Here is a 12,703-nt window from a genome sequence, read left to right on the forward strand (position 1 = left end):
CCATGGCGATATTAGCATTTCAAAAACCCGATAAAGTATTAATGTTGGAAGCGGACAATTTCTTCGGAAAGTTTGAATTTCGTCCGTTGGAACCCGGCTATGGTATTACTATTGGTAATGCCTTGCGCCGCATTCTCCTATCGTCACTTGAAGGTTTTGCTATTACATCCATAAAAATCGACGGTGTTGATCATGAATTTGCGACGATACCGGGTGTAATAGAGGATGTAACTAACATTATCTTGAATCTGAAGCAAGTTCGATTCAAGCATATCGTAGACGATATTGAGAGTGAGAAAGTAAGTATTACTGTTTCGGGTTCGGAAGTGTTCAAAGCTGGTGATATAAGTAAGCAACTGACAGGATTTGAAGTTTTGAATCCGGATTTGGTTATTTGCCACTTAGATCCGAACGCAAGTTTTCAAATTGAACTGACGATCAATAAAGGTCGTGGCTACGTTCCGGCTGATGAAAACAGAGATCCGAATGCCGACATTCATGTTATAGCAATCGACTCTATTTATACACCTATCCGTAACGTTAAGTATTCAATTGAGAACTTCCGCGTTGAGCAAAAGACGGACTACGAAAAATTGGTTCTTGAAATAGCCACAGATGGTTCTATTCATCCGAAAGAAGCATTGAAAGAAGCTGCTAAGATTCTGATTCATCATTTTATGTTGTTCTCAGATGAAAAGATTGCAATTGAGACCGTAGATACTGATGGTAATGAAGAATTCGATGAAGAAGTACTTCATATGCGTCAGTTGTTGAAGAGCAAATTGGCAGATATGGATCTTTCTGTTCGTGCATTGAATTGCTTAAAAGCTGCAGATGTTGAAACATTAGGTGAGTTAGTGAAATTCAATAAGAATGATTTACTGAAGTTCCGTAACTTTGGAAAGAAGTCACTCACTGAACTTGATGAACTGCTTGAGAGCTTGAACCTTTCATTCGGTATGGATATCACAAAATATAAATTAGATAAAGAGTAAGTAAAGCGATGAGACATAATAAAAAAATAAATCATTTAGGTCGTACAAACACTCACCGTGACGCGATGCTTTCGAATATGGCTTCTTCTTTGATTAAGCATAAGAGAATCTTTACGACAACAGCAAAAGCAAAAGCGCTTCGTAAGTTTGTAGAACCACTTATTACCAAGTCTAAGGAGGATACAACTCACTCAAGACGTATGGTATTTAGTACTTTGCAGGATAAATATGCTGTAACGGAATTGTTCAAAGAAATTGCACAGAAGATCGGAGATCGCCCAGGTGGTTACACCAGAATTATCAAGACAGGTAATCGTTTAGGTGATAATGCGGCTATGTGCTTCATTGAATTTGTAGATTATAACGAAAACATGTTGAAGGATTCTGCTGCTAAGAAAGCGCCTAAAACAAGACGTTCTCGTAAAAAGTCAACTGCTGCTGTTGAAACAGAAGTGGCTGCTCCTACAGCTGAAACAGAAGAAAAAGCTGCAGAATAAGAAAATTATTCTTTTGAAGTAAAATACGAAAAGGGACTGTCTAACAATAAAAGGTTAGATAGTCTCTTTTTTTTGTAAATTGGGCAGATATAACTTGTAAAAATACTACGCTCAGATTATGAGTAAAACAACATGCTATTATAGGCAATATTACATCATACTAACGCAGTTTTTAAACTCCTAAAAACGGTCAATGCGGATTTTATTTTAACATTTCCGCGAACACTTTTCCTAATGCCTGAATAAGCAATTTATTGCATACAGACAATATAGAATTTCCAGAAAAGGGTTTGGCTAAAGTCAATACACAGATATATCCCCTCTTAATCCGTCCGCTGAAGCAGACGGCAATTGAAATCAGGCTAAAGCCATAACAGAGAAAGAGCGCAGTTTTCTCGTTAGCGGCATCAGCGGCAGGGCGTTAAACGCAGGTAAAAGATGCAGCGACGAAACCAGCGGTTATCTGAACGTAGCGAGTTCCGCCGGTTAAGCGAAGTCTTTTGCCGAAGTAGCCCGGACGGTGCAGCCTTGACCTTTTGGTTACTTTTGGGTCAAGCCAAAAGTAATAAAAAAGTGTTCGCCGGAAGCACTAAAGCGTTACAGGTATGATTTCGAGATAATGGTGTAATGATATGTAAAACAATAATATATAACCGAATTTAGATCGTTTTGCAATTTGGGGATAAGCCCCGAAGATGGTGACAGAAGGTGACAAAGTGTGGGTCTATTTAAAGTCCCTATTTGTGGAACGCCGCACTCTATGACCTTTATAAATAAGCAGCGTTAATATTTTATTTTAGATTTTCAACAGTCTGATACAACCGTTTGAGGAATAAATATTTAACGGAGTATTTGAGAAACAACGGTAACGAGTTGGAAACCGTGCGATTTTCAGCGATTTGCGGTGTTTTACTGTCAAATAACTCTGTAGGTAAAAGTAGTCAAAATCCTTGAACAGGCAAAGAGATTGACTACTTTTAGTCGTAATTGGCTCTATTTAGTCGTAAATAGTCGTAATTCATTTGGTTTAGTCGAAAACATTGGTATTACAACTACTTCATATACCATATTCTGCCTTTCAGAATGATTATCCCTGCATCTTTCATCTCCACGAGAATATTTCCTACCATCCATTCCTGTTGTTCAGAAGTCTTGGTTTTAGGAAGCACATCTTTGAGATAATCAAATATTGCATCTCGTTTAGCTCCTGCCGAACCAGCATTCTGAAGATACTGTAAAATCATTTGTTGGAGTTTCGCTTTATCCAAACCTCTATTACGAGTATAATCCGGTAACTGTTTTGTCTTTTTTGCTATACGAAGTAGGGCTGCATTTACAACATTGGCTATAAAACCTTTTTGAGTATTACACAGTTGGCATGCTTCTTCGATATTGCCTTCTTCCAATTGCTTTTTTATAGTCTGGACGAAACCAAAACAAGTTACCTTTCCCTTTGGATTTACTTATAGCAATGAGTCGTTCGACACTTAACGTAAGGACAGTAAGGAATAAGGTAATAACTATAGGAACAATAAATCCGCCTTTATAGATTGTTCCGAAATAGTTGCCCGGGTTATTGTCCATGAAGTTAGCCGGATTACCTAATACAAACTTATAAAAGCAGATGGCTATGATTAAACAGGATAATATGACGATACTTGCAGAAACTCTGTTGGCGGTTTTTTATTAATTTATTATTTGTATCCATGGCGATGTTTATTTGATTGATTATTAAATAGATGAAAGCGTTATGTGTGCCAAAGGCATACATAGTCCTATCCCTTCTCTCCGTGATCTACGGTAAGGGTTCATTCTATTTATTTTCAATCAAATAAGGAGTTTTCGTAAAGCGTACACCAAATAACCTGCACGATTACGAAGCGAATAGTAGTTTAAAAGATGGGAAGCGGTTACATTTTCGGAAATATGTTGAAGTGTATTGCTTTCTTTTAACAGGCATAGCTCAAGTAATCTGCTTGCCATCTTGACAAAACGCTCATTACCGTCATTTGAATTCTGGCTGTTACGTAAGGTAATGAGAATACTGGTATTTGTTGTAGATATTGATGTATAATCAACAGGGGTTAGGGAATTAACAGATCAATAAATGTGTATCTATTAAAAGATAAAGAAACTCGATGGGGATTTGTCAACAATCTGCACCTTCCTTTTGTTATATTTGTACAGGACATGAAAAATAGAACTATTAATAATTAGTAAATATGGAAATTATAAAAGTAGTAGGTAGAGAGATTTTGGATTCCCGTGGTAACCCAACAGTAGAGGTAGATGTACATTTGGCTTCCGGCGCTTTTGGCCGTGCGGCTGTTCCTTCCGGCGCTTCTACGGGTGAAAACGAGGCGATTGAATTGCGTGATGGTGATAAAAAACGTTATGGTGGCAAAGGTGTATTGCGTGCCATAGAGAACGTAAACAAAGTAATTGCTCCTGCTATTCTCGGCATGAGCGCTTTAAACCAAAGAGAAATAGATAAGAAATTGTTAGAGCTTGATGGCACGAAAACCAAATCCAATTTGGGTGCTAATGCAATGCTTGGTGTTTCGCTTGCTGTAGCTAAAGCTGCTGCAAATTATCTGGATTTACCGCTTTATCGATATATAGGGGGTACAAATGCTTATGTGATGCCTGTTCCGATGATGAATATCATTAACGGAGGTTCACATTCTGATGCTCCTATCGCTTTCCAGGAATTTATGATACGTCCGGTAGGTGCAAGCAGTTTCCGCGAAGGCTTGCGTATGGGGGCTGAAGTCTTTCACGCTTTGAAGAAAGTGCTGCATGATCGTGGATTGAGTACTGCTGTAGGTGATGAAGGTGGTTTTGCTCCCGCATTGGAAGGAACGGAAGACGCCCTGAATTCTATTATGGCTGCTATCAAAGCTGCAGGTTATGAACCGGGCAAGGATGTCACTATTGCAATGGACTGTGCATCGTCTGAATTTTATCATGACGGTGTTTATGACTATACTAAATTTGAAGGAACTAAAGGTGCAAAGCGTACCGCTCAGCAGCAGGTTACTTACCTTGCTGAATTAGTAAGCAAATACCCGATTGATTCTATCGAAGATGGTATGGATGAAAATGATTGGAACGGTTGGCAGATGCTTACTTCTACACTGGGTTCAAGATGCCAGCTGGTAGGAGACGATTTATTTGTTACTAATGTGGAATTCCTGAAGAAAGGTATTGAAAATGGTTGTGCTAATTCCATCTTGATTAAAGTAAACCAGATTGGTACTCTGACTGAAACTTTGGATGCTATCGAGATGGCTCACCGCAATGGCTATACATCTGTTACTTCACATCGTTCAGGTGAGACGGAAGATGCTACAATTGCTGATATTTCAGTAGCTACCAATGCCGGGCAGATTAAGACCGGTTCTTTAAGCCGTTCTGACCGTATGGCTAAGTATAATCAGTTGCTTCGCATTGAAGAAGAATTGGGCAGCCTTGCCACTTATGGATATAAAACATATAAGAAGTGCAAAAATTGCTGATTTTGTAATTACGATAACTATTGTTAAAGAAAAAGGCCGGCTAGTAATAGCCGGCCTTTTTCATGAGTGTGTTTTACCTATGTTAATGTTTATGAGAGCGCGCTTTTATATCTCCTTTTGTAATTGAAAAATCCCGGTTGGCATTAAGCCTCTCTAAAACAATCGAACCGATTGCATGTGCGCTGGCCTGATCGGGAAAAGGCATCAATGTATCAATTGCAGGGATGGTGGGTTGGTATATCAACATCTTCCGGTTCATCATAATCCGGTAACCCCATCCATCCCTCAATTGAAAAGTTTGCAACTCCAGTTGCCGTTTGTCCGGAGACCCCATTTCTCCGGCACGGAAATAATAAAGAGTGAACAGTATCGGCAAAAGCAACATGCAGGCTGTAAGCAGCCGTGTTTTCCTACTTCTAATAATCTTCATCATCATATTCATAAGGGTGAAGTTCCCAAATATCATCAAATTGAAGAGTGCTGCTTTTGCCCGATACTATGAATCCCCGTTCACCTGACGAGAAAGAAGCTGTTGCTGTCCGGGGTGTTCCTTTAAACTTGGCAACGTTTTCCCACAAGTCGGTCTGAGGATTATATTTCCACGTGTCGCTACGTAAACTTCCGCTTTCTCCACAGCTTATATAGGCAGAGCCATCTATTACGAAAGAAACTCCGTTGGTGCGTACAATGTTATAGTCGTCATCATAATCATCATCCGAGGTGTCGGCAATGTCGCGTAACTGTGACCATGTACCGCTGGATGGATTGAACTTCCAGAAATCTTTTACATAGTCTCCATTATTTTGCCCACAGCAAACATAGGCTTCATCATTAATAACGAAGCAGGTTGCGCCGGTACGCTTGCTTCCTCCGATACTGATTATCTGCTCCCAACTGTTAGACAAGGGATTGAAGCTGTAGAAGTCTTTCAAGTAGTTGCCGTCAAAGCCACTACCAATATATCCTTTACCGCCTAAACCAAAACTTATAGCTCCACGGCGGGCTGATCCGGGAAAAGGAGCTTTCTGTTCCCACGTATTGTTTGTAGAATCATATTCCCAGAAGTCGTTGTAGTAGCTTTCGTTGTCGAAACCGGTTCCCAGGTAACCTTTGTTGCCAATATTAAAAGCTGTGGCGAGGTAGCGGGCAGTTCCGGGAAAGCTGGCTTTTTGTGTCCAACTATCTGTTTCCATATCGTAGGCCCATAAGTCGGAGAGACATTTCTTTCCCGTCCACCCGCAAACCAGATAGCCTTTATTACCTATAGTAAAAGACGAGGCATCGCTGCGTGCTAATCCGTCAAAGTCGGAGACGCGATACCATTTACCTATTAAATCATCATCATCGTCGCTTGAGCAAGCCGTAAAAATGGCTGGCAGCATAATGAGTAAGAGTGTGAATAATCTTTTGTGTGTCATTCTATAAACATGTTACGATTTCTTTTACAGACGCAAATGAACGAGGCTTTTGCGGGTTATACAACTAAAATCGACCAATAGCCATATCCGTTCGGTGAACGGGCAGAGAAAGGAGATAAACCATTTGACAGAATAATAGAGCGTGTTCGTCGATTATTCTTGTATGAGAGGTGCATTAACATGTCCTTTGCAGAAAAATCAGGAATAATAGTCCGAAGGCAAATTAAATAAGTATAACTCTATGTATAGACAATCGCTGTTTTTTATCCCTTTGCTCTTTCTGCTGGGAGCCTCGTCATGCTATGATGATGCAAATACATTTGGGAGCGGATTGGTAGAATCTTCTTTCAGGAATGTGGTAATAGATACTTGCACGGTAAATATAACTTCCGTGCTGATCGACTCTTTGGAGACTTCCGGTAAAGAGGTTGCACTGATAGGACAGTATACGCATCCGTTTTGGGGAACTGTCTCTTCTTCTTCTTTTATTGCATACAAGCATCCAAGCTATGAGACGGATATAGCAGAGTCTGTAGTCTTGGATTCTTTGATGTTGTCTTTGTCGTACAATGGCCACTTTATAGGCGATACCGCACTGGTACAACGATTCAGTATCCATAAGCTGACAGAGAAAATCGTACTGAACGATAACGATTACCTGTATAATAACTCCTCGGTGCAGTATGATACCGATCCGCTGGCTGTTGTTTCTTTCAAGCCAAAGCCGGGCAGTGGCGACCGGTTGGAAGTGCGCCTTTCGGATGCTATCGGACAAGACTTGCTCACCCGGCTGCATAATCGGGACGATTTGGTATCGGACGACCGTTTTGAAGATTATTTCAAGGGGATCGTTATTATTCCTGAGAAAACGGAAAGCCAATCTCTCCTTTCGTTCAGTGTATCCGATTCTTCGGCTTTGCTGAACCTGCATTATCATGTTATAGGAGAGATAGGAACGGAAAGGACGCTGTCTATACAACCTAATACAGACACTCAGTTTAACCATATAGACCATGACCGTACAGGAACTTTGCTGGAGGGTTATCCGTCTAAGCAAGTAGAGATATCTTCGTCGTTACTCGATGATAAGGGATTCCTTTTCTGTGGATTGGGTTGGTACACACGTTTGGAGTTTCCTTTTCTGAATAATATTATGCAGCATGGCGAACAGGTACATATAGATCAGGCTTTGTTGAAAATCTATCCTGATCCGTCAACCTATTCCGACTTTAATCCGCTGCCGGACAGTATCTATCTTTATATTGCGGACGAGAATAATGTGGTGACCGATGCCGTAAAAGACTATCTTGGCTCTGAGGTGCAAAGCGGTGTGCTGGAACGGAATGATGCGGATAAGGGGAATACGTATTACTATTTCGATGTAAGCGATTTTATGCAGGAAGAACTGGGTACAATAGGCATGTATAAACACAACCTGCAATTTGTATTCAGTTCCGACGATTATACAGGCACTTTCCGAAATCTTACTTTCAGCGACCAGAATGGCCGTTCTCCTATTGTATTACAACTAACCTATAAGATTTATGAAAGCTATTAAGCGAAGCACTGCATTTGTTTTCCTGATGATGGCAACTTCGGCCGTTGCCCAGAATGTAATGACTTCATCGCCATATTCTATGTTTGGAGTGGGCGAGATTGCCTCCGGATTGTACGGACAGAATGTGGGTATGGGAAATGTAGCGTATGGCATGCGTGGTTCTTTTCTTATTAACAGTGATAATCCGGCGGGTTTGACCGCTCTGGATAGTTGTTCCTTGATGGCCGAAGCATCTGTATTCCTGAAAAGTGAATCTTATAAATCGGGCGGCAATTCTAACCATGCCGTATCGGGCAATATGTCGGCCTTCTTGCTAGGCGGACGGATTATGCCGCGATGGTATATGGCTGCAGGAGTTACTCCCTATAGCTTTGTGGGGTATTATTTCCAGAGTTCGCGACCGCTGGAAGGTTCTGCCAATACGTATTACCAGAGTACTTTTGAGGGTGATGGAGGGCTTTCTAAAGCGCATCTTACGCAGGCTTTTATGCTGACGCGGAATTTGTCGATTGGCGTAAACCTGAACTATTTATTCGGCAATATTACGCAGACGGAAAAACAGAGTACGATGTCGATAGGCCAAACCTCGTTTGCACAGGCTTTCCTGGCCGATTTCGGACTTCAGTATCATCGTTCCATAGGGAAGGAAAGTGCCCTGACGCTGGGTGCTGTTTACGGGTACCGTCAGCGAATCAGTATGAGTAACTCTATTACCATTACAAATGGCGAAGCTGTAACCGAACAGAAGCAGAAGAAGCAAAAACAATATCTTCCTCAGTTTATCGGTTTGGGCGGCGCATGGCAATATAAAAAGATGACGTATGCGCTCGATTATACGTTCCGGGAATATAGCTCTCTGGTATCGGACGATAATTTGGTGAAATTTAAGGATACACACGAATTGCGTGCCGGAGTCTGTTATTCTCCGAATGGCTTTCTGTCCGAAAGCGTATGGAGGCGTTTCTCTTATAAAGCCGGAATAAATCTTTCTACTCCGTATATGCAGATTCGCGGAAAATCGGGAAATGCTTATCGTGTAAGTGCCGGTTTGGGAATGCCGGTACTGGGCGGACAGGTAAATGCAGCGCTCTTCTATGAACGGTCTTTGTGGAAGGGTAATATGCTGGATAGAAGAATTATAGGTGCTACGGTGACCTACACATTAGGCGAGCGTTTGTATAAAGTGAAGCTCTGAAAGAAAGACTGTTTTTCGTGATAGTGTATCACCCTATAAGGTGACAGACTCCCACGGCATAAGGTGACAGACTCCCACGGCATAAGGTGATAGACTCTCACGGCATAAGGTGATAGACTCTCACGGCATAAGGTGATAGACTTCCACCATTAGCAGGTTAGCAGAGCCAGCCTGTTCATCAGTTCCGGCAGGTAAGAATCGCTGATCGGGATCAGCTCTTGTCCGATACGGATCCGTTTCCGTTCGATATAGTTTATTTGGGCAAGGGCAATGATATAGGAACGGTGTACGCGGCAGAAACTTTGCGTGTCGAGATATTCTTCAAAACGTTTCAGACTGACTTGCGAGAGCAGAGGCTTGCCTGTTGTGCGGTGAACCTTGACGTAGTCGCCATATCCTTCCAGAAAAAGAATCTCGTCACGGTGCAGACGAATGATCCGGCTGCCTTCGCGCACAAAGATTGGTTGCTCGGTTTGCTCTTTGTTCAGTACTTCGTGTACATCGGCCAGAGCTTTGTCCAACTTCTCGAAATAGCCCATCAGGGTGTTTAATGTGGAGGCATCTCCATCAAAGGTTATACATTTCAACATAGCGTTTCTTCCTTTCTTGTTTTATCACCGGCAAATTAACCTGAAACTTCGGTGAACAAAGGTTAAGGCCGGATAAGTGGTATAACTTTGGCGGTGAAACGCCCGCCCTGGAGGGGTGAAAAGACTTCCGCTTCTATCCTTCTTCCAGAAGAATCCATTTCTTAAATACCGGCGTCTTGGTTTTGCTGATGATAATGCGTTCCGGTACGGGAAGGGTCAGGTTGACAGACAAACGGCTGCCAAACCATAGATCGATGTCTTTTATTGCTTTACGCGAGATGATGAACTGGCGGTTGGCCCGGAAGAATATCTTTTCGTCCAGTTGTTCATTCAAGGTATCCAGGGTGCGGTCTACAGGATGAGTCTTTCCGTCGGAAGTATAAGCCGTTACTTTTTCATTGGAAGTGTAGAAATAAAGAATGTCTTCCACCGGTAACGGATAGAATTTATCGGCCAGCATAATGAGAAGGCTTTTTACCGTATGGCGGTTCTGGATTGTACTGTTTGTGTTTTGTATGTGGGCTTTCCGCTCTTCGGGATCAAAAAGGCGGAGTTTGTTTAATGCACGCTCCAAAGATGTCTGCGTAACGGGTTTCAGCAAATAGTCGATACTGCTTACCTGGAAGGCTTGCAGTGCATATTCGTCGTATGCCGTAGTAAATACAACCGGCGAACCTATTTCCACCTGCTCGAATATCTTAAAAGCTGATCCGTCCGCCAGGTGTATGTCCATGAAGATGATGTCCGGATGAGGGTGCGACTTGAACCAACTGACGCTTTCTTCGATACTTTCGAGCTCTGCTATAACGCTAATATCGATCACGTTGTTGTGTTCCAGTATGGCTTTCAGACTGCTTACGGCAGCCGTTTCGTCTTCTATGATAATTGCATTCATGATCGTACGGGTGAGTTAAGTAAAGGGAGTGATACTTTAAAATATTCTTTCCGGTTTGAGATTTGGATGTCTTTGCCTGTCAGCATGCGATAACGCCCCCACAGGTTTTTAAGTCCGATGCCGCTGCCCGAGCTTTCTTCGGCTTTGGGTTGTATCTTGTTGGAGATAACTAATAAATTATCAGATGTTGTGTATATATCTATCTGCAAAGGATATTGCTTGCTTATTATGTTGTGCTTTACAGCATTCTCTATTAAAGGCAGAATGCTCAGTATAGGCAGATACCATAGTAGAAGAGGCGTATCGGTTTGAAAAGAGAAAAAGAGCTTCCCTTCGTACCGCACACTAAGCAGATAAGTATAAGCTTTGACAAATTGGAGTTCTTCCGCCAGGGTAACCAGCCCTTTCTTGTTGCTTTGCAGAATATAACGGAATACATTCGATAATTCACCAAGATAGGTTAGGGTCTTCTCTTTCTCTTCGCTTTGGATGAGGGAATTTAACCCATTCAGGGAATTGAAAAAGAAGTGAGGGTTGATTTGTCCCATTAAGGCATTATAGGTATTCTGTAGCTTTTCGGTTTTAAGTTTCTCATATTCCAGCATCATCTCTTGCCGGCTGTTAAGTAGCCGGAATAGCAATGCTGTCAGCATAATGGTTAGCAATACAAACAGGTGTTCTGTCACCAACGGGTGTGGAAATGGTTTTATAGGAGTTATGTCCGGTGCCTCTGTTTTGAACTCATAGTGGGGGCCTAATATGTCATCTATGCTGAAAGAATGTATGGTAGTTTGTGTGGCTTGTACGGTAGTTGCATTGAAGAAAGTGCTTTTTTTATCCAGTATGTCTATCATTATGAAATCGTTGATGATAGGGTATAGATTGAATATAACGAAAGCCGTGACGAAACTAACAGCTATTACTAGCAGTATTGTCTTATATTCGGTCTTTTTGAACAGTTTGTCACCTAACTGGTATAACTGATCGTTTACAATGAATAACAGGAAGGCGTAACTAAAAAACCAGATCAGGGAGAAGTATAAAAAATAATTATCCTGTGGAGGTATGGGGAATATGTTAGGCATATTTGCCAATTCATTCTCTTTGTTGTAGCTACGCATTAACATCGAGAAATTTACAAATAGCGAGATCAAAACAGAAACAGTAAATCCGATAAGCAGATCATTCTTTTTGGATTGTTGCATGGCAGTCTCTTTGTTTACGGGAAACAAAGATAAATAATCTGTTTGCTTGCAGGAAGGAGAATCGATGAAATGGCAAAAAGTGTCGGTGAATCACCTGTTTTATAACAAAAAGGCCGTTCGATTTTATTCGGACGGCCTTTTGTATGCAATAGAACCGGAGGGTATTAAACTCTCTTTTCTTTGATTCTTGCTTTCTTACCGGTAAGGGCACGCAAATAATACAATTTAGCGCGGCGAACTTTACCAACTTTGTTTACAGTGATGCTTTCGATGAACGGTGATTCGATCGGGAAGATTCTTTCTACACCTACATTTTCAGACATCTTACGAACAGTGAAACGTTTTTTGTCTCCGTGTCCTGAGATACGGATTACAACGCCTCTGTACTGCTGAATACGTTCTTTGTTACCTTCTTTGATACGGTAAGCTACTGTAATAGTGTCGCCACTTTTGAATGAAGGAAGCTCCTTCTTGGTAGCAAACGCTTCTTCTGCAATTTTAATTAAATCCATTGTTTTATAGCTTTTTAATTGTAATTTATGAATGAAACGCAATATAACGGGCTACTATGTCCCGACAGAGATTACGCAAAGCGGATGCAAAGTAACGAAAGATTTATTTGATACGCAATAAATTATTGATGTTTTTTAGAAAAGACATCCGGATAGGGCTATCGCTATACGTTTTAAAATCATCGGGATGTTTTTGAAAAATGATCCCGATGGTTTTAGAAAAACATCCCGATGATTTTTTATGATATTAGAACCGGTTTGGCTGCTTACCTTTTCAGGTTTGATAGCCTTCCTTGTTCTGTTAAGTTGTTAGACCAAAT

General features: G+C 41.3%; 12 protein-coding genes. 5 read left to right on the top strand and 7 right to left on the bottom strand.

The window, feature by feature from the left end; all coding sequences use genetic code 11:
* Nucleotides 1-2: 2 nt before the first annotated feature.
* Nucleotides 3-995 carry a DNA-directed RNA polymerase subunit alpha gene (locus ACYIB7_RS02420; RefSeq protein ID WP_099463554.1) on the top strand — a complete coding sequence of 331 codons (993 nt, stop codon included), beginning with the start codon at nucleotides 3-5 and terminating at the stop codon, nucleotides 993-995.
* Nucleotides 996-1,003: 8 nt separating this feature from the next.
* Entirely contained in the window at nucleotides 1,004-1,492 is a 489-nt protein-coding gene (gene rplQ, locus ACYIB7_RS02425; protein WP_099463553.1) for a 50S ribosomal protein L17, read from the top strand.
* A gap of 1,052 nt (nucleotides 1,493-2,544) precedes the next feature.
* Here rplQ and ACYIB7_RS02430 read toward each other — a convergent pair.
* Nucleotides 2,545-2,898, bottom strand: a complete 354-nt coding sequence (locus ACYIB7_RS02430) for a hypothetical protein (protein WP_480337985.1) — start codon at nucleotides 2,896-2,898, stop codon at nucleotides 2,545-2,547.
* A gap of 816 nt (nucleotides 2,899-3,714) precedes the next feature.
* On the opposite strand from ACYIB7_RS02430, the gene eno reads away from it, so the two are divergent.
* Nucleotides 3,715-5,010, top strand: a complete 1,296-nt coding sequence (gene eno / locus ACYIB7_RS02435; protein WP_103983864.1) for a phosphopyruvate hydratase — start codon at nucleotides 3,715-3,717, stop codon at nucleotides 5,008-5,010.
* An 82-nt stretch (nucleotides 5,011-5,092) separates the two neighbouring features.
* Here eno and ACYIB7_RS02440 read toward each other — a convergent pair whose 3' ends face one another.
* Nucleotides 5,093-5,446: a DUF4907 domain-containing protein gene (locus ACYIB7_RS02440; RefSeq protein ID WP_480337986.1), complete on the bottom strand. Its 354-nt coding sequence runs from the start codon at nucleotides 5,444-5,446 to the stop codon at nucleotides 5,093-5,095.
* A complete protein-coding gene (locus ACYIB7_RS02445; RefSeq protein ID WP_099463545.1) occupies nucleotides 5,427-6,428 on the bottom strand; it encodes a Kelch repeat-containing protein in 1,002 nt (333 codons plus the stop codon). Before ACYIB7_RS02445 ends, ACYIB7_RS02440 begins: the two co-directional genes overlap by 20 nt.
* 241 nt (nucleotides 6,429-6,669) lie before the next feature.
* On the opposite strand from ACYIB7_RS02445, the gene ACYIB7_RS02450 reads away from it, so the two are divergent.
* The gene (locus ACYIB7_RS02450; RefSeq protein ID WP_480337987.1) at nucleotides 6,670-7,986 is read left to right on the top strand and encodes a DUF4270 family protein; all 1,317 of its coding nucleotides are present in this window, start codon (nucleotides 6,670-6,672) and stop codon (nucleotides 7,984-7,986) included.
* The gene (gene bamG / locus ACYIB7_RS02455; RefSeq protein ID WP_480337988.1) at nucleotides 7,973-9,181 is read left to right on the top strand and encodes a BamG family beta-barrel-assembly machinery protein; all 1,209 of its coding nucleotides are present in this window, start codon (nucleotides 7,973-7,975) and stop codon (nucleotides 9,179-9,181) included. Before ACYIB7_RS02450 ends, bamG begins: the two co-directional genes overlap by 14 nt.
* A gap of 149 nt (nucleotides 9,182-9,330) precedes the next feature.
* Here bamG and ACYIB7_RS02460 read toward each other — a convergent pair whose 3' ends face one another.
* From ACYIB7_RS02460 to rplS, 4 genes are all read right to left on the bottom strand, one after another.
* Entirely contained in the window at nucleotides 9,331-9,771 is a 441-nt protein-coding gene (locus ACYIB7_RS02460; protein ID WP_099463543.1) for a LytR/AlgR family response regulator transcription factor, read from the bottom strand.
* 133 nt (nucleotides 9,772-9,904) lie between these two features.
* Nucleotides 9,905-10,666 (bottom strand): LytR/AlgR family response regulator transcription factor, encoded by a 762-nt coding sequence (locus tag ACYIB7_RS02465; protein ID WP_099463542.1) that lies wholly within the window; start codon nucleotides 10,664-10,666, stop codon nucleotides 9,905-9,907.
* The gene (locus ACYIB7_RS02470; protein ID WP_103983860.1) at nucleotides 10,663-11,871 is read right to left on the bottom strand and encodes a sensor histidine kinase; all 1,209 of its coding nucleotides are present in this window, start codon (nucleotides 11,869-11,871) and stop codon (nucleotides 10,663-10,665) included. The genes ACYIB7_RS02465 and ACYIB7_RS02470 overlap by 4 nt, the downstream gene beginning before the upstream one ends.
* A gap of 164 nt (nucleotides 11,872-12,035) precedes the next feature.
* Nucleotides 12,036-12,383 carry a 50S ribosomal protein L19 gene (rplS, locus tag ACYIB7_RS02475; protein WP_005854040.1) on the bottom strand — a complete coding sequence of 116 codons (348 nt, stop codon included), beginning with the start codon at nucleotides 12,381-12,383 and terminating at the stop codon, nucleotides 12,036-12,038.
* Between the last annotated feature and the right edge of the window lie 320 nt (nucleotides 12,384-12,703).

Source organism: Parabacteroides sp. KHUB-03, assembly GCF_056640975.1.

Coding starts and splice junctions, on each gene's coding strand:
- ACYIB7_RS02440 (WP_480337986.1), bottom strand. CDS start 5,446: ATGATGATGAAGATTATTAGAAGTAGGAAAACACGGCTGCTTACAGCC.
- rplS (WP_005854040.1), bottom strand. CDS start 12,383: ATGGATTTAATTAAAATTGCAGAAGAAGCGTTTGCTACCAAGAAGGAG.
- ACYIB7_RS02460 (WP_099463543.1), bottom strand. CDS start 9,771: ATGTTGAAATGTATAACCTTTGATGGAGATGCCTCCACATTAAACACC.
- ACYIB7_RS02465 (WP_099463542.1), bottom strand. CDS start 10,666: ATGAATGCAATTATCATAGAAGACGAAACGGCTGCCGTAAGCAGTCTG.
- ACYIB7_RS02470 (WP_103983860.1), bottom strand. CDS start 11,871: ATGCAACAATCCAAAAAGAATGATCTGCTTATCGGATTTACTGTTTCT.
- ACYIB7_RS02420 (WP_099463554.1), top strand. CDS start 3: ATGGCGATATTAGCATTTCAAAAACCCGATAAAGTATTAATGTTGGAA.
- ACYIB7_RS02450 (WP_480337987.1), top strand. CDS start 6,670: ATGTATAGACAATCGCTGTTTTTTATCCCTTTGCTCTTTCTGCTGGGA.
- ACYIB7_RS02445 (WP_099463545.1), bottom strand. CDS start 6,428: ATGACACACAAAAGATTATTCACACTCTTACTCATTATGCTGCCAGCC.
- rplQ (WP_099463553.1), top strand. CDS start 1,004: ATGAGACATAATAAAAAAATAAATCATTTAGGTCGTACAAACACTCAC.
- eno (WP_103983864.1), top strand. CDS start 3,715: ATGGAAATTATAAAAGTAGTAGGTAGAGAGATTTTGGATTCCCGTGGT.
- bamG (WP_480337988.1), top strand. CDS start 7,973: ATGAAAGCTATTAAGCGAAGCACTGCATTTGTTTTCCTGATGATGGCA.